The organism is Paenibacillus sp. TSM33 (assembly GCF_056099025.1).
The window spans coordinates 132638-148337 of sequence record NZ_JBLZXB010000023.1 but is presented as its reverse complement, the minus strand read 5'-3'; the positions used below and the strand labels follow the sequence as shown (position 1 = coordinate 148337).

The following is a 15700-nucleotide window of genomic DNA, read 5'->3' as shown; positions in this document are numbered from 1 at the left end:
CTATTATACCCTTTAGCTCATAACGACGTCGAAAGGTCCAGATTACGGATATATTCTTGCGACATCCTATTTCAATAAAGTTCGATAATCAATTATAAGAAGGTGATAAATGAATTCTTACGTATTTTTCAAATCATTTTACGTAAACGGGATGTATTTTCAGAATGACTGTGCTAACATACCCTTTGATCATTAAATATTCTATGAAGAAAGGTGAATGAATGACAACCAGAGCACTAAAAAATGGTTCGGTATTGTCCGAAGCCAAGGAACTGAATTTGTTCCGTTTGACATGGCCTATTTTCCTTGAATTGTTCCTGTTTATGCTAATGGGAAGCGTCGATACATTCATGCTCAGTTCTGTATCTGATAATGCAGTGTCGGGTGTAGGCGCATCCAATCAAATTATTTCAATTGCTATCCTTGTATTGGAGGTTATCGGCAACGGCGCTGCTATCGTCGTAGCTCAATATATCGGTTCTAAGAAACTAGTCGAGGCGGCCCAGGTGACGGGTACGGCCATTACTCTGAATTTAATGGTAGGTCTTTTGCTAAGCGTCATTTTTCTTGTGTTTGGTACTCATATGTTGCAATGGCTGAATGTCCAGGGTGATATTCTGACTTATGCGGAATCCTATATGAGTATCGTCGGGGGGGCCATTTTCCTTCAGGCATTGATTAACTCGCTGGCGGCGACCATTCGTACGCACGGTTTTACCAAAGAAACGATGTATGTATCGGTTTTTATGAATGTGATCCACGTGGTCGGCAACTATGTTTTGATTTTGGGACATTGGGGAATGCCTGCACTTGGTGTAGAGGGTGCTGCCATTTCTACAGTAGGTAGCCGCTTTATTTGTCTCTTGATCTTCTTCTGGTTGATGTATCGGGTAACTGAGGTCCGTGTCGAGTGGAAATATTACGTCCATTTATCCAGAAAATTCATCTCAAAAATATTGCGTATTGGTGTACCATCCGCGCTGGAGTCTATCATGTATCAGTCGTGTCAGCTCATATTCACACTGTACGTGACCTATCTGGGCGCAGAAGCGATGGCGACACGTCAATATGCCAATAATATTTCGAGCTATATTTATTTGTTCAGTATGGCCGTTGGTATGGGTACGGCTATTGTGGTAGGAAGGCTCGTGGGAGCCAGGGAGAAGGATACGGCTTACAAACGTGTATTGAGCAGTGTGAAGTGGGCGCTGCTCGTGACTGTCATTATTGATGCGATAGTTATCTTTTTCCGTGTACCCTTACTTGGTTTGTTTACGGAAAACCCTGAAATTATTCGTTTGGGTGCACAGGTTATTTTACTTAGCATTCTGCTCGAAACTGGCCGGACGACGAATATCGTCATTATTAACTCGTTGCGTGCTGCTGGAGATGCCAAGTTTCCAGTCTTTATGGGCCTGATCTCTATGGTCTGCATGAGCTTGCCGCTGGGTTATCTGCTGGTATTCAAGCTGGATATGGGACTCGCTGGTGTGTGGCTGGCGATAGCTGCTGATGAATGGACTCGTGCTGTCATCATGTATGCCCGCTGGAGAAGCCGGTTATGGGAAAACCATTCGCTGGTCGAACACGATACACCGGATCAGTCTGCGACGCCTGTTCCAGCGCACTAATCCAAGCAGTAATTTTTCGATAGAGTTGTATGTGGAGGCAGTTCAAGAGAACATCTTGAGCTGCCTCTTTTTGCTGCATAGAGAGGAAAATAGTCTGCGGATTTATAGGCTGAATTCCAAAAATCCGGGGTCAGAATATATCATAATGGTATTTATAAATAGAAGTATGGTAAATTTACTAAAAAAAAGATATACTTTTGTTGCACTAACGCAGTACATGAAAGACAAGGAGTGTACCGATGAAGAAGCCGACGATTGAAGATGTTGCCCAGAAGGCGGGAGTGTCTAAAAGCACTGTCTCGCAATTTCTGAACAAACGATATAAATATATGAGCGACCAAACCAAAGACCGGATCGCCGAGGTTATTCAAGAGCTGAACTATCAACCTAACGGGCTAGCCCGCAGCTTGAAGCAAAACCGGACGTTTATGGTGGGAGTCATTGTAGCCAACATTGATTATACGCTGTCGATTCAGTCTATCCGTGCGATTGAGGAGGAATTGCAGCGCTTTGGCATTCAGGTGATCATTTGTAACGCCGATGAAAACCCTGACAAGGAAAGTCAGTATATTGAGATGCTCAAGGCCCGTCAAGTGGACGGCCTAATCATATTCCCAACAGGAAAGCATGCAGACATTTACAACCAGCTCATTCGTGAAAAATATCCATTGGTGTTTTTGGACCGCTTGGTAGACGGTGTCAATACACGCAGCCTGCTGTTGGATAACGAAATGGCGATTAAGCTGGCGATTCAGGAACTTGTGGCTCACAAGCATGAACGAATTGCGCTGATTACCTTGCCCCTTGGCTTGAATCGGATTACTCCACGAGTGGAGCGGCTCAGCGGATATAAGAAGGCGCTGGAGGAGCATGGCTTGCCATTTCGTGAAGAATATATGCACAGTGTGCCGAGAGAAGAAATCCAGCAGACGCTGAAGGAACTGTTCCAACTGCCGGAGCCGCCGACTGCATTGTTGGCCGGGAATGATATCGTGTTGGCTGAGGCGTTAAAGTATGTGAATGCCCGCCGTATACGCATTCCGGCAGAGCTGTCCATTATCGGGATTGACGATGCGGAGTTTGCTCATATTTACAATCCGCCGATTACGACCATTACACAACCGATTGCGGATATGGGGAAGCAGGCGGCAAAAACGCTGCTGTCCAGCATTGAGGAAGGCGGTGAGTCGGTTCCGATTATTTACCGATTTGTACCGGATATCAATCGTGGAGAATCCGTCAAAACGCTGTAGACTAGCATTGTGTCACATATTATAAAAATAGCCCGTATTCCTTTGTACGACCTGAGCATGCGTATGCTGCTAAGGTCATACAAATGTGAATACGGGCTATTGGAAGTTAAGGCTGACTTTGGATACGGCCTTGTTGAGCTTGCGCTCATAGCGATGAAGGTTATGCGGGGAATGAACCCAAACTAATTCGTGCTGGCGCTGAGCAAAAAAGATTCCAATTCGGCTCGCGTCGGATAGCCGTCCATGTCTCCAGCCGACATGACAGCCAGCGCACCAAGTGCATTACCGCGCTTGACCGCTTCAGCCAAGGGTAATCCTTCCAGCAGCGCGCTGATCACACCTGCGGCAAAGCCGTCACCTGCGCCGACGGTATCCACGACATGATCTACGCGGAAACGCTTGACATACCCCTCTGCATCTGCGGATTTGTAATATGCGCCTTCGGTTCCCAGCTTGATGATCACCAGCGAGGTGCCGCGATCGAGGTAGAACGAAGCGATATCTTCAGGCGAAGTATAGCCTGTTAGTATTTTACCTTCATGAATGCCTGGCAGCAGCCAGTCGCAACCCTCGGATGCCTCGTTAATCGCCTCCACCATCGTTTGTGTGTCAGGCCATAACTTGGGTCTGAGGTTGGGATCGAAGGATACGGTTTTGCCTGCCTTTTTCATAAACTGCTTCGCATGTCGGGCGAAGTCGCGGCATTCAGGGGAAAGTGCGACAGAAATACCTGTAAAGTGCAGGTGGCGAGCCCCGGCAAAGTAAGCCTCGTTAAAATCAGCAATGCTCAGTGTGGAAGCGGCGGAATGCCTGCGAAAATATTCGACCTCAGGATCGCCGCTGGTAACTTTGGATTTAATCAGCATCCCGGTAGAGTGGTCTTTGGTAAACATGACATTTTGGGTGTCAATCTTCTCCTGACGCAGTGCATCGGCAATGAACTTGCCGAACGTATCCTCGCCAAGCTTGGTCACGAGTCCGGCTCGTAGCCCCAAACGCGACAAGCCGGCCGAAACATTCGTCTCCGCCCCGGCTAGCGCTTTGGTAAATGAACGCACCTCATCCAGAGAGCCTGCTTCATTGGCGTAAAACATAGCCATAGGTTCTCCAAAGGTAACAGCATCCAATGTTGCGGTCATGTGAATTCCTCCTTATGTTTAGTAAACTAAATCTGTAAGCGTATGCACCGCTTGAATAAAATGAAATTATCACATAAATCGGTTTTTCACAATGAGTAAGTTGATATATTTGCTAAAAATTTTTTGGGTAATGTAGATAAAAAAATATGATTTTGTTTATCAAAAGATAAAAATCGTGTAAAAATTCGCGAATATTAAGGCTTTTTCTAGGATTGATGAAGTTTTGGGTTGACACCCTCTTAGATAATTATTACAATTCTAGCTAAGAAGTAGAGTTAGAAACCGCTTTATAACAATTCCGTTGATAAAAAAGTTTATCTAAACAGGAGGAATGTTTTTATGGAAATGCGTTATTCAACTCATCCCGAACATGCCAAGCATTTTACGACTGAAGAGTTGCGTCAGCACTATCTGATTCAGGAGCTTTTTGTACCTGATGAAGTAAAGCTGGTCTATACGCATGAAGATCGTGTCATTATCGGGGGCATTCACCCCGTGAATAAATCTGTTGCACTGGAAGGTAACGATCAAATCAAAGCGGAAACTTTCCTGGAACGCCGTGAACTGGGTGTTTTTAATGTCGGCGGTAGCGGTACGGTCAAGGTGGATGGTGAAATTTACGAGCTGGCCACAAAAGACTGTCTCTACGTAGGTAGAGGTGCCAAGGAGTTGATCTTTGAAAGCGATTCCAGCGAAAAACCTGCGAAGTTTTATATCGTTTCAGCCTTGGCTCATACCACGTATCCGACAACGAAGCAGTCTTTTGCCGATGTTCCGTCTGAAAGTTTGGGTTCGCAGGAAACAGCCAATAACCGCACGTTACGTCGCTTTATCCATGATGAAGGCATTCAAAGCTGTCAGCTGGTTATGGGTATGACCACATTAGAGAACGGCAGTGTGTGGAACTCTATGCCAACACATGTTCATGACCGTCGCATGGAAGTGTATTTCTACTTTGAGCTGGATGAGAACGCCAGAATGTTCCACCTGATGGGTGAGCCGAACGAAACGCGCCATCTGGTCATGAAAAATGATGAAGCCGTTATTTCTCCACCTTGGTCTATCCACTGCGGTGCGGCTACGGGTAGCTATACCTTCATTTGGGGCATGGCCGGTGAAAATAAAACATACAAGGACATGGATCAGGTAGCCCTGAGCGAGCTGCGTTAAGCCGGTCATTGCATTGGGACGTAGGCCTGCAAGCGGCTGAGGAACCATGGTCATCCCATTCGTGGAAAGGATCAGGAACATGACGAAAAAGAAAGTTTTGGAACATATTACTTCGGTTGGTGTTGTCGCAGTCATTCGGGGAAACACAGCGGAGGAAGCGTATCAAATGTCCAAAGCCTGTATTGAAGGCGGCTTGGATAATATTGAGCTTACGTTTACCACGCCGGATGCGGATCAGGTCATTCGTAGATTGAAAGACGAATTTAAGGATCGGGCCGTTATTGGTGCAGGAACTGTATTGGAGTCACTGACGGCAAGAATTGCTATTCTGGCTGGAGCAGAGTTTGTTGTGAGTCCTTCTTTTGAAGAAGAAACAGCGAAGCTATGCAATTTGTATGCGATTCCTTATATGCCTGGCTGCATGACGCTGAATGAGATCAAGGAAGCCATGAAATTGGGTAGTGATGTCGTGAAGTTGTTCCCGGGCAATACGATGGGGGCGGACTTTGTTAAAGCCGTGAGAGGGCCAATGCCTCACGTGCAGATTATGCCAACTGGTGGCGTTGACCTGGATAATATGGAAACTTGGCTGCGTAACGGCTGTGTGGCCGTGGGCATTGGAGGCAATTTGACGGCTCCAGCCAAGGAAGGTCGCTACGACTTGATCACAGAAAATGCAGCGCGTTATGTAGCTAAATATAAAGAAGTACGTGCAGCGTTGTAGGCTTCAGGAAATATAGGTTTTTATACTAATTTGTGATGGAGGCGTAGGCATGGGTCTGGACAATTTTTCATTGGATTTTTTCAGTCTAAAAGGTAAAACGGCGATTGTAACAGGGGGCAACAGTGGATTAGGTCAAGGATATTCCGTAGCTTTGGCCAAAGCAGGCGCAAACCTGTTCATTGTAGCTAACAATGATGATTATGAAGAAACAAGACGTCTACTGGAGCCAACGGGTGTGAAGTTTGCCTTTTACCAGGCTGACCTGACTGAAAAAGCATCCATTAAAAAACTTGTAGAAGAGTGCATTAAGGAATTTGGCAAAATTGATATCCTTGTCAATAATGCGGGTACGATCCGCCGCGCTCCTTTGCTGGAGTATAAAGATGAAGATTGGGACGCTGTTATGGAAATCAACCTGAATGCTGTATACCATTTGAGCCAGGAAGTGGCGAAGATAATGGTAGAGCAAAAAAGCGGGAAGATTATTAATGTCGCTTCTATGCTTGCTTTCCAAGGCGGCAAGTTCGTTCCGCCGTATACAGCAAGTAAGCACGCAGTAGCTGGCATAACCAAGGCATTTGCGAACGAGCTGGCGGTTCATAACGTTCAGATTAATGCGATTGCGCCTGGTTATATTGCTACGGCGAACACAGCTCCAATTCGTGCGGATGAAAGTCGCAATCAAGAAATCTTGTCGCGTATTCCTGCGGGTCGTTGGGGTGATCCATCTGATCTGATGGGGGTTGTTGTTTTCCTCGCCAGTCAGGGCTCGGACTACATGAACGGTCATATCCTGGCGGTGGATGGCGGCTGGCTCGTACGTTAATCAGCGCCGATCACATCGAAGTCATGAACTGAAAGCTGCCTCAAAAGGAACTTGTCCTTTCAGGCAGCTTTTATTTGTTTGATGAACCTGTAAGCTGAATATGAAGATTTGGGGCGTTGTGTCGATCCGTCCTATGCATATGGCACGAATGCCTTTATAATTTAATGAGATAAAAATTGCCTAGGCTCCAGCCGTTACACTTGGTTGGAGCCTTTGAGCATAATACAGAATGGATTGGAGAATGGAGAGATGAGTTCACAGCAACACCAACGAGCTTTGGTATACAAATCGTTGTGGCATGCAGGTCCTTGGGTGCTTGCCGCAGGGATCATCCTGGTAGGTGCCAATCTGCGTGCCTCAATTACTTCGGTAGGACCTCTTATCGGTTTGATTAAGGATTCTTTGCATATTTCGAATACACTAAGTGGTCTGTTAACGACATTCCCGCTACTTGCTTTTGCACTGTTGTCGCCTTTTGTAGCCAAACTGTCACGGCGCTTCGGGTCTTCCCTTATTATTTTTGCGGCCTTGCTGCTGTTGACTGCAGGTATTGTGGTGCGCTCAACGCTAGGGGTGACTTCATTATTTGTCGGGACTGCGATGCTGGGACTGGCTATTGCTGTGTGCAATGTTTTGCTGCCCAGTTTGATCAAAGAGGAATTTCCCCGCAACAGCGGACTAATGACCGGCGTATATTCCGTATCCATGAATGTGGTTGCTGCAACAGCATCCGGTCTGAGTATACCGCTGGCTCTGAACGGAGGAATGGGCTGGCGCGGTGCTCTGGGAATTTGGGCGATTGTTGGTGTCCTAGGTATTTTACTCTGGGTGCCCCAGCTTCTTAAGGCGCGCCGAACGGCTAATCAAGCGGCAGTGTCTGCCCGAACGGTGAATGTGTATAAATCGTCTTTGGCTTGGAAGGTAACGCTGTTTATGGGGCTGCAATCTGCCCTGTTCTATGTTCCTGCTGCCTGGTTTCCCGAAATGATGAGCGGACAGGGAATGGATTCAGAGACTGCAGGATGGATGCTGTCTGTGATGCAATTTTCGCAAATGCCATTTACTTTTATTGTGCCTATTTGGGCAGCGCGAGTGAAGGATCAGCGGATATTGGTTCTGATTATGGCTGCGCTCTATTTTATGGGTCTGGGTGGATTTCTGCTCGGGGCTACCCAGTGGAGTGTGATTTGGGTCATTTGTATGGGTATAGCGGGAGGTTTTGCTTTTCCACTAGTCATGATGTTCTTTAATTTGCGGACGCGAACACCGCAGCAGGCAGCAGAGCTGTCAGGTATGGCACAATCCTTTGGTTATTTGCTGGCAGCGACTGGGCCGACGCTGTTCGGCTATTTGCATGATGCGACACAAGGCTGGACAATTCCGCTGCTTTTACTCTTGTGCCTGAGTGTTCTGCTTATGTTTACAGGGCTGGGTGCAGCCAAGAAACGATATGTCGGAGGCGAGGTGGATGATCAGGCTGCAATTTGATGCAGATGGCTATAGTGTGGTCTATAATGCAGATCGTGTTATGTTGTTGGCTAAAGAGTTTGCGTTGTTGCGCTTTCTATACGATAACCCGAATCAGGTGTTCACCCGGGAACAACTGCTGGATCGTGTGTGGCCGCTGGAGTATCCGGTGGAGCGTACAGTGGATGACCATATCTATAGATTGCGCAAAAAACTCAAGTCATGGGATGTGCTCTGTATTCATACGGTTAGAGGATATGGCTACAGCTTGACCTTGACTGAAGTGCAGCCACAGAATCATCCGTCCTTGCACGATCAGGAGGTGCAGGACGCCGTACATGGACTATTCCGGAAATACCAGTTGCTGGGTCAGGGGCATTCCATCGTAGCGTTGGCTGCCCAGCAGGAGCAGATGGGTTTTGAATTGTCAGTCTTTTATCAAATGTATACCCGTTTTGTACAGGCGGATGTATCATGGTTTTTGAAACGACAGGACTTTGCACCCGCAGACCGATTGTATTGGATGCTGCTGCTATATATGTGCTCAGCAGGGGTGACGGATGAGGGGCTAGCCCTTTGTGAACGTGCGCTCGCCAGCGGATTGCTGTCCAGTGAACAAGAGCGGGAATTACGCATCCTCAATATCCTGGAGGCTTATGTGGAACATGGACAACCAGAACGCGCACAGGAAGGCCTACCATTGACCTTAATGGTCATGGAGCGGGATGATCTCGATAAATTTGTGATGCCGGTTGCGCTCATGGAGATGTACATGCATCTGGTTGCCAAACATATGGAAAAGGCTGCTGAACTGTCTGATCGTCTGGAAGGCATGCTGTCGGAGGCTCCGTATTTGCGCGAACTGGGCCGTTATCGCATGATGCGTGGACTTATGCTGCTGCGTACTGGAGATGTGGACAACGCCGAGCGGCTCATGGATGAGGGACTGGACACCCTTGATATGGCGAAACAGGAGCTGCTAAAAATCAAAGCGGTTAGTCAAATTCGCAGTTTCTTGAAGCTTTGCGGCCCTTATCCCATGCTGGAAGAAAAGTATGCGGCTCAATATGATCAGCTTGACCGGGACAATCGTTTGACACTGCATCGTTCGGCGCTAAAGCGCTGGCTGGAGCAGATTCTTCCTGTAGCCTGATTTTTTTAGCTGTCTGATTTTCCTCTGATAAAGACCCACTAGAATGTTCTTATTGCTAATGATGCAGAAAATGAGAGCAGGGTGAATAGAAATGAAGGAAGAGAAAGAGTTGCAATCCACGCCCAGCATTTGGCGTAACGGTCGTTTTCGGCGGATGTTTGCGGCCCATACGGCTGCTTCCTTTGGCGATTGGTTTGATGCTATCGCCATTCAGGTGCTTGTTGCTTACCGCTGGGAAGCCGACCCTATGCTGATTGCGCTGATCCCGGTAGTGATGGCGCTACCGGGGCTGCTACTGGGCTCCATCGCAGGCACGTTAGCCGATCGGGTACACAAGGCCCGATTGATGATCGGCTGTGATGCAGCTATTGCCTTATTGACGCTGGCGATTCTCGCCGTTCCTGGGCCGGCGTGGCTGTTGCCTTTGCTCGGCTTGCGCGCGGCGGCTGGCGTATTCCAAATGCCGTCACAGCAAGGCTTGACCCGTACAGTAGTCGCCAGTGGTGACTTATTCCGTGCCACCTCACTGAATGGACTGGTTAATCAGGCTTCCAAAGTGGCGGGACCATTGCTGGGCGCCATGACCTTGACTGTACTGTCCCCGCAAGCATGTATCATCCTGAATGCACTTCTGCGTCTTTGCTCCGGCCTGTTGCTGTGGCCGCTGCGCGGAATCGGTCCGGCGCTGGCCAGCACAGACCAGCAAGCGGTTGCTGGTGCTGACGAGCAGCTAGGAATGTCGGCATCGCTTACAGCGGATGAGGCTGATGCTACCAAGAGGCAGGGAGAGTCTGTTCGAACATCCCGTTTTTTCAGCCAGTGGCGGGAGGGCTGGGCGTTCCTCTGGCGCAGTCGAATGCTTATGCATACGCTCATATTCGGGCTTTTCGGCTCGATTGCCATTCTTATGATCGACTACCAGTTCCCTACACTGCTGCGAGTACTCGCCCCAGGTAATGAATCGCTGCTTGGTTGGCTGGTTTCAGCCATAGGTGCTGGCGCCGTCGGCTGCATGCTTGTGCTTAATCGCTTGAATCGCATAAGCGCAGGCTGGGGGCTCGGTGGAGGGTATGTGCTGGTTGGCGGAGCTATTGCCGCTTTAGGCTGGGCGCAACCCGGGACAGGACTACTCGTACTGCTTGCGATCGGGGCCATGCTAGGTGTGGGGAACGGCCTGTACATTATCACCCAGAATTACATATTACAAGCCATGACCCCTGCTGATATGGTGGGGCGCGTCTTTGGTATTCAAAGTACCGTCATTGGAGCGATCATGGTCATTTCGCCGCTTGCTGGGGGAGTATTGATCCGAATAGCAGGGGCGGGGACGGCTTTTGTCTGGATCGGGATGACTGTAGGAATCCTAGGTTTGGCAGGACTACTGCTTCAATCCGTCATTTGGCGCGAGTCTCTCGCTAATCCTACCCCATCGACTGAACAAAATGTCGACCTAGCGTAATCGTTTGCTTTCATTGTAGCAATTTATATTTTTAGCATAGGAGAGATCGAGTTGAATCAGAATTTTTCGCCTGCAACCCCAGTGGCACGACTGCTTGAAGGATCACGGGTGTACTTGCGTCCCATTAACGTGGAGGACACCGAGCTATACTATAATACGTTGTTCTATCAGGAGGTGCGGAGGCTGACGGGCACACAGCGAAGCTTTACCAAAGAGCAAATCGCCCGTTATATTGAAGGTAAAGGGCAGGATGCCTCAAGCCTGCTGCTTCTCATTGCACTTCAGGAGGATGATCGTGTCATCGGCGACATTGCGCTACAGGATATGGATAGCCTGAATCGCAGCGCCAACATCCGTATTGCGATCAATGAGCAGGGAAATCAGGGAAAGGGCTACGGCACTGAAGCGCTTGTACTCATGCTGGGCTATGGGTTCGGCATTTGTAATCTGCATCGGATTGAGTTGAATGTATTTGATTTTAATGAACGGGCTATCCGCTGCTATGAAAAAGTAGGCTTTAAGCGTGAAGGTGTGCAGCGGGATGCTTTATTCTACAATCATCAATATCACGATTCGATTTTGATGAGTATGCTGCAGCATGAATATCGCGACAGATATGTGAAACAAGCAGAAAGTTGATTCAATACGTTTACACGGGTTTGCAGAAGAGATATAATTAAAAAATAAAGTTACTTGTTTGCGCAAGGATGACCAACAATATCAAATGAATATATGAATTACCGGAGGAGCCTGTCACCAAGGCTCCTTTATGTCTTTTTAGGGGAACCTGTGCTGTATGTCGGGTTTCCCTTTTTATTTTGCGAGTTGTTGGTCTGTTGAAGGTCAGACACATATTTTGAGCGATTGTTCTGCATTTTAAAATTATCCGTTTTCTTTAATGTTGTAGATGATGCGCAAATGAGGTCAAAGATTAAATAAAAGGAGGTTATTAAGCTATGCAATTTATATTGTATCTTCTACTGATTCTGTTGTTTACAAAAGTAGCTGGTCATCTATCGGTTAAGCTCGGTCAACCTGCGGTATTGGGGAAGCTAATCGCTGGTATTGTATTGGGTCCGGCAGTTTTGGGATGGGTGCAAAATGATTCGCTGATTCATGATATGTCTGAAATCGGCGTGTTGCTGTTGATGTTCATTGCCGGGCTGGAGACGGATCTGGATCAGCTTCGGCGCAACTGGAAGCCTGCGGTAGCAGTGGCGGTCGGGGGGATTATTTTGCCGTTGCTCTGTGGTTTTGCAGTCGGTGAAGCCTTTGGATTTTCAGTACATGAAGGATGGTTTTTGGGGATTGTCTTGAGCGCTACTTCCGTAAGCATTACAGTGCAGGTGCTCAAGGATATGAACAAGCTGAATACTCGAGAAGGCTCGACCATTTTAGGTGCAGCCGTACTGGACGATGTGCTCGTCGTAGTGCTGCTTGCGGTAGTGATGAGTATATTCGGCATGGGTGGGCAAACCTCGCTGGGACTTCTTGTTGGCAAGAAGCTGATCTTCTTCGTGGGGGCTATTCTGGGTGGCTGGTTCGTTGTTCCATGGATTATGAAAATACTTGCTCCCCTCAAAGTGACAGAAGCTGTGATTACTGCTGCGTTGATCATTTGCTTTGGATTTGCGTATTTTGCGGATATGTTGGGGATGGCAGGGATTATCGGAGCTTTTGCGGCCGGGATTGCCATCGCACAAACCGACTATAAGCACGTGGTAGAAGAAAAGGTGGAGCCTATCGCTTATTCCATCTTTGTGCCTGTATTTTTTGTCAGCATTGGATTAAATGTATCCTTTGAGGGAGTAGGCCAGCAGCTAGGATTTGTCATTGTTTTGACCCTAATAGCGCTGGTGACGAAGTTAGTCGGAGGAGGTATCGGCGCGCGACTGACAGGCTTTAATACCCGCTCTTCGCTAGCGATTGGTTCTGGTATGATATCTCGTGGGGAAGTTGCGCTTATTATCGCGTCTACCGGGCTGCAAACAGGTCTGCTGGCACAGCAATATTTTACATCAGTCATTATTGCCGTCATTTTGACGACTTTGGCTGCACCTCCAATTCTCAAGCTAATTTTTAGCGATAGGAAGCCTTTAATCCAAGTTCAGAAGTAAGAGGTTGGACGGACTAGACATACAACAAGACCTTTCGAATTCATATTCCATGCAGCATAGGATGAACTCGAAGGGTCTTTTTATGTTTGAATGTTTGGTCTAGTTACAGAATCAGGACTCGGATACGACAGTGAAGCGTTGATTCAGATGTTGTGGTTTTTCAATTTCGTCTATTACGGCAACTGCATAATCTTCATAGCTAACATAGCTTGCACCTTTGGAATTAACCAATAGCGTATCTTTGCCCACTTGGTAAGAGCCTGTACGTTTGCCGATAGCGAATTCTGCGGAAGGACTAATGAAGGTCCAGTTCAGGTCGCTGGTACTGCGTAGAATGTCTAAATTTTTCCCTTGGTTATTAGCCGTTGGATATACAAAATCAGGGAAGTTAGGAGTATCCTTGACCAAGAGTGTCTGAGATTCATCCGTAAACAAGCTGCCTGCACCACCTACGACAATCAGGCGAGTACCGGACACATGGCGGAGAGCCTCAATCAATACGTTACCTGCATCTACGTGTAGATGCTCTTGTCCGAATGGAGCGGCAAAAGCATTAACAACGACGTCAAAACCTTTCAGATCATCTGTTTTTAGATCAAAAATGTCTTTTTGTACTACAGCAGCACGACTGTCCGTTACTTTTGCTGGGTCACGGACGATGGCGGTTACTTCATGCCCTCTGTCTAATGCTTCTTTTACGATATTACTTCCAGCTTTACCGCCTGCACCAATGACTGCAATTTTCATAATAGAATAGCCTCCTAAAAAATAATTTGGATGATTTATTTGCTTGATTCATGCGTTGCATGATGTTCATACTTGAACTTTAATATGTAACTATTATAGTTACAATACGAATTAAAAGTCAAGCTCTTCTGTTGGGAAAAATAGAGTCCTCCGATTGGAAAGAGAGGAACTCGTTTAAATATTAGGTGATACTGAATGAGTAAATGTAAAGCATATTGAATACATGTAGACCGCAGAAAAGAAAGGAAGAGTGAAACGATATGAGTAAAAAAGTACAGCTGGAGCCCGCAGCGCAAAAATTCGCAGACGATAATGCCAAACCTCCGTTTTTGTATGATTTGGGTCCTGAAAAAGGACGTGAAACGGTCAATGAGGTTCAATCCGGTCCTGCAGACAAACCTGCCGCAGATTTAGAAGATCTAACTATTCCAGGTGGACCTGGCGGTGAGGTGAAGGTCAGAATTGTTCGTCCACAACAGGTGACAGGCGATCTCCCGGTCATTGTATATATCCACGGAGCAGGCTGGGTATTCGGTAATGCTCATACGCATGACCGTCTGATTCGTGAATTGGCAGTCGGCTCACAGGCAGCCGTTGTATTCCCGGAATACAGCTTGTCACCTGAAGCCAAATATCCGACGGCGATTGAGGAAATTTACGCGGTCGTGCAATGGGTGGCACAGCATGGGCGCGAGCATGGGCTGAAGCCCGATACGCTGACGATAGCCGGAGACAGTGTCGGGGGTAACATGACTGCAGCTGTAACTTTGCTGGCCAAAGAACGCAGTGGCCCTGCCATTCGGCAGCAGTTGTTGTTCTATCCGGTGACGGATGCTTCTTTTGATACGGAATCGTACCATGAGTTCGCCACAGAATATTTCCTGAGCCGTGAAGGGATGCAATGGTTCTGGGATCAATACACGACAGATCCTAACGAACGAGCGCAGATCACGGCGTCCCCGTTACGTGCCACCACTGACCAGCTCAAAGGGCTACCGCGTGCGCTGGTCATTACTGGCGAGGCCGATGTGTTGCGTGATGAAGGGGAAGCCTATGCGAACAAGCTGCGTGAAGCGGGAGTAGATGTAACTGCTGTACGCTTCCAGGGCATCATACATGACTTTGTGATGCTGAACCCATTATCAGAAACCGCAGCTAAGCGCGGTGCAATCACGCTTGCTACCTCGTGGCTGCGTCAAGGGTTTGAGGGCTAGTCTCCTATAGAGCAACTCAAGGTCTCATCTTGTGATCTGATCGAGTCCTTTAAAGGATGAGGCTGTCTTCTCCTGCAGAATCTGAAGCAGGGAGGGCAGCCTTTATACATATCCCCATTGAAACCGCTTCACGTTCATCGAACAGAGTGATAATATAAAATTTGAACGAGTTTGGCCGACATTCGGCCTAAGGGGGATATCCATGCCATTTCAGGGACAACGCATTTTACCTGCAGCTAAGCATATGAAGCAGTTGGAGGATATTTTGGACAGCTCTTATGAGTATGCTGTTTTTCTGGATACGCATGTAGCACAGTTGCGCAACCTATATCAGATGGCAAGGAGCCGCAATAAGCAGATGCTTCTGCATGCCGACCTGGTGCAAGGTTTGAAGAATGACGAGTATGCCGCTGAGTATTTGTGTCAGGAAATTAAGCCATTTGGGATTATCTCGACCCGTTCCGGGGTGATTGCAACTGCTAAAAAAAAGGGGATTCTTGCTGTACAGCGAGTGTTCCTGCTGGATACGATTGCGCTGGAAAAAAGCTACGCACTGGTGGAAAAAACGCGCCCCGATTATATTGAGGTGCTGCCCGGTGTTGTGCCGCCGATGATTGCGGAGGTCAGTGAACGTACGGGTATTCCTATTTTGGCTGGCGGACTTATTCGTACCCCTGAGGATGTGGAAGCGGCGTTGGCAGCGGGAGCTGCAGCGGTTACGACCTCCAATAAACAACTGTTTGAGCACTATAAGCGATAGCTTTTTTTGAATCAAGTGGGCAACCTACATAATAAGCAAG

14 protein-coding genes are annotated in these 15700 nt (G+C 47.7%); 12 read left to right on the top strand and 2 right to left on the bottom strand.

Annotation, left to right across the window (positions count from 1 at the left end; genetic code table 11):
- Positions 1-221 precede the first annotated feature (221 nt).
- Both ACN6NF_RS23970 and ACN6NF_RS23965 read left to right on the top strand, forming a co-directional pair.
- The gene (locus ACN6NF_RS23970; RefSeq protein WP_474319979.1) at positions 222-1631 is read left to right on the top strand and encodes an MATE family efflux transporter; all 1410 of its coding nucleotides are present in this window, start codon (positions 222-224) and stop codon (positions 1629-1631) included.
- A gap of 239 nt (positions 1632-1870) precedes the next feature.
- Complete coding sequence (locus ACN6NF_RS23965; RefSeq protein WP_013373617.1) at positions 1871-2884, top strand: LacI family DNA-binding transcriptional regulator; 1014 nt, start codon at positions 1871-1873, stop codon at positions 2882-2884.
- Between the two features lie 182 nt (positions 2885-3066).
- Here the strand turns inward: ACN6NF_RS23965 and ACN6NF_RS23960 are convergent, their stop codons facing one another.
- Entirely contained in the window at positions 3067-4023 is a 957-nt protein-coding gene (locus ACN6NF_RS23960) for a sugar kinase (protein ID WP_013373616.1), read from the bottom strand.
- 339 nt (positions 4024-4362) lie between these two features.
- Between ACN6NF_RS23960 and kduI the strand changes: the two genes are divergently transcribed.
- The 8 genes from kduI (at position 4363) to ACN6NF_RS23920 (ending at position 12939) form a co-directional block, all read left to right on the top strand.
- Positions 4363-5193: a 5-dehydro-4-deoxy-D-glucuronate isomerase gene (kduI, locus tag ACN6NF_RS23955; RefSeq protein WP_474319978.1), complete on the top strand. Its 831-nt coding sequence runs from the start codon at positions 4363-4365 to the stop codon at positions 5191-5193.
- Between the two features lie 79 nt (positions 5194-5272).
- On the top strand, positions 5273-5917 hold the full coding sequence (locus ACN6NF_RS23950) for a bifunctional 2-keto-4-hydroxyglutarate aldolase/2-keto-3-deoxy-6-phosphogluconate aldolase (RefSeq protein WP_474319977.1): 645 nt from the start codon (positions 5273-5275) through the stop codon (positions 5915-5917).
- Positions 5918-5966: 49 nt separating this feature from the next.
- The gene (kduD, locus tag ACN6NF_RS23945; RefSeq protein ID WP_474319975.1) at positions 5967-6743 is read left to right on the top strand and encodes a 2-dehydro-3-deoxy-D-gluconate 5-dehydrogenase KduD; all 777 of its coding nucleotides are present in this window, start codon (positions 5967-5969) and stop codon (positions 6741-6743) included.
- Positions 6744-6992: 249 nt separating this feature from the next.
- Complete coding sequence (locus tag ACN6NF_RS23940) at positions 6993-8231, top strand: CynX/NimT family MFS transporter (protein ID WP_167440884.1); 1239 nt, start codon at positions 6993-6995, stop codon at positions 8229-8231.
- Positions 8212-9363: a winged helix-turn-helix domain-containing protein gene (locus ACN6NF_RS23935; protein WP_474319974.1), complete on the top strand. Its 1152-nt coding sequence runs from the start codon at positions 8212-8214 to the stop codon at positions 9361-9363. Before ACN6NF_RS23940 ends, ACN6NF_RS23935 begins: the two co-directional genes overlap by 20 nt.
- Before the next feature lie 91 nt (positions 9364-9454).
- A complete protein-coding gene (locus tag ACN6NF_RS23930; RefSeq protein WP_474319973.1) occupies positions 9455-10822 on the top strand; it encodes an MFS transporter in 1368 nt (455 codons plus the stop codon).
- 51 nt (positions 10823-10873) lie between these two features.
- The gene (locus tag ACN6NF_RS23925; RefSeq protein ID WP_474319972.1) at positions 10874-11461 is read left to right on the top strand and encodes a GNAT family N-acetyltransferase; all 588 of its coding nucleotides are present in this window, start codon (positions 10874-10876) and stop codon (positions 11459-11461) included.
- Positions 11462-11778: 317 nt separating this feature from the next.
- Positions 11779-12939 carry a cation:proton antiporter gene (locus ACN6NF_RS23920; protein ID WP_474319971.1) on the top strand — a complete coding sequence of 387 codons (1161 nt, stop codon included), beginning with the start codon at positions 11779-11781 and terminating at the stop codon, positions 12937-12939.
- Positions 12940-13050: 111 nt separating this feature from the next.
- Here the strand turns inward: ACN6NF_RS23920 and ACN6NF_RS23915 are convergent, their stop codons facing one another.
- Positions 13051-13686 (bottom strand): NAD(P)-dependent oxidoreductase, encoded by a 636-nt coding sequence (locus ACN6NF_RS23915; protein WP_474319970.1) that lies wholly within the window; start codon positions 13684-13686, stop codon positions 13051-13053.
- A gap of 260 nt (positions 13687-13946) precedes the next feature.
- On the opposite strand from ACN6NF_RS23915, the gene ACN6NF_RS23910 reads away from it, so the two are divergent.
- Together ACN6NF_RS23910 and ACN6NF_RS23905 are read left to right on the top strand one after the other, a co-directional pair.
- Positions 13947-14900, top strand: coding sequence for an alpha/beta hydrolase (locus tag ACN6NF_RS23910; protein WP_474319968.1), 954 nt, complete (start codon positions 13947-13949; stop codon positions 14898-14900).
- Positions 14901-15102: 202 nt separating this feature from the next.
- Positions 15103-15660: a glycerol-3-phosphate responsive antiterminator gene (locus tag ACN6NF_RS23905; protein WP_019688909.1), complete on the top strand. Its 558-nt coding sequence runs from the start codon at positions 15103-15105 to the stop codon at positions 15658-15660.
- Positions 15661-15700 lie beyond the last annotated feature (40 nt).

Excerpts from the sequence above, each read along its gene's own strand:
- ACN6NF_RS23970 (WP_474319979.1), top strand. The coding sequence starts at position 222 with ATGACAACCAGAGCACTAAAAAATGGTTCGGTATTGTCCGAAGCCAAG.
- ACN6NF_RS23965 (WP_013373617.1), top strand. The coding sequence starts at position 1,871 with ATGAAGAAGCCGACGATTGAAGATGTTGCCCAGAAGGCGGGAGTGTCT.
- ACN6NF_RS23960 (WP_013373616.1), bottom strand. The coding sequence starts at position 4,023 with ATGACCGCAACATTGGATGCTGTTACCTTTGGAGAACCTATGGCTATG.
- kduI (WP_474319978.1), top strand. The coding sequence starts at position 4,363 with ATGGAAATGCGTTATTCAACTCATCCCGAACATGCCAAGCATTTTACG.
- ACN6NF_RS23950 (WP_474319977.1), top strand. The coding sequence starts at position 5,273 with ATGACGAAAAAGAAAGTTTTGGAACATATTACTTCGGTTGGTGTTGTC.
- kduD (WP_474319975.1), top strand. The coding sequence starts at position 5,967 with ATGGGTCTGGACAATTTTTCATTGGATTTTTTCAGTCTAAAAGGTAAA.
- ACN6NF_RS23940 (WP_167440884.1), top strand. The coding sequence starts at position 6,993 with ATGAGTTCACAGCAACACCAACGAGCTTTGGTATACAAATCGTTGTGG.
- ACN6NF_RS23935 (WP_474319974.1), top strand. The coding sequence starts at position 8,212 with ATGATCAGGCTGCAATTTGATGCAGATGGCTATAGTGTGGTCTATAAT.
- ACN6NF_RS23930 (WP_474319973.1), top strand. The coding sequence starts at position 9,455 with ATGAAGGAAGAGAAAGAGTTGCAATCCACGCCCAGCATTTGGCGTAAC.
- ACN6NF_RS23920 (WP_474319971.1), top strand. The coding sequence starts at position 11,779 with ATGCAATTTATATTGTATCTTCTACTGATTCTGTTGTTTACAAAAGTA.
- ACN6NF_RS23915 (WP_474319970.1), bottom strand. The coding sequence starts at position 13,686 with ATGAAAATTGCAGTCATTGGTGCAGGCGGTAAAGCTGGAAGTAATATC.
- ACN6NF_RS23910 (WP_474319968.1), top strand. The coding sequence starts at position 13,947 with ATGAGTAAAAAAGTACAGCTGGAGCCCGCAGCGCAAAAATTCGCAGAC.
- ACN6NF_RS23905 (WP_019688909.1), top strand. The coding sequence starts at position 15,103 with ATGCCATTTCAGGGACAACGCATTTTACCTGCAGCTAAGCATATGAAG.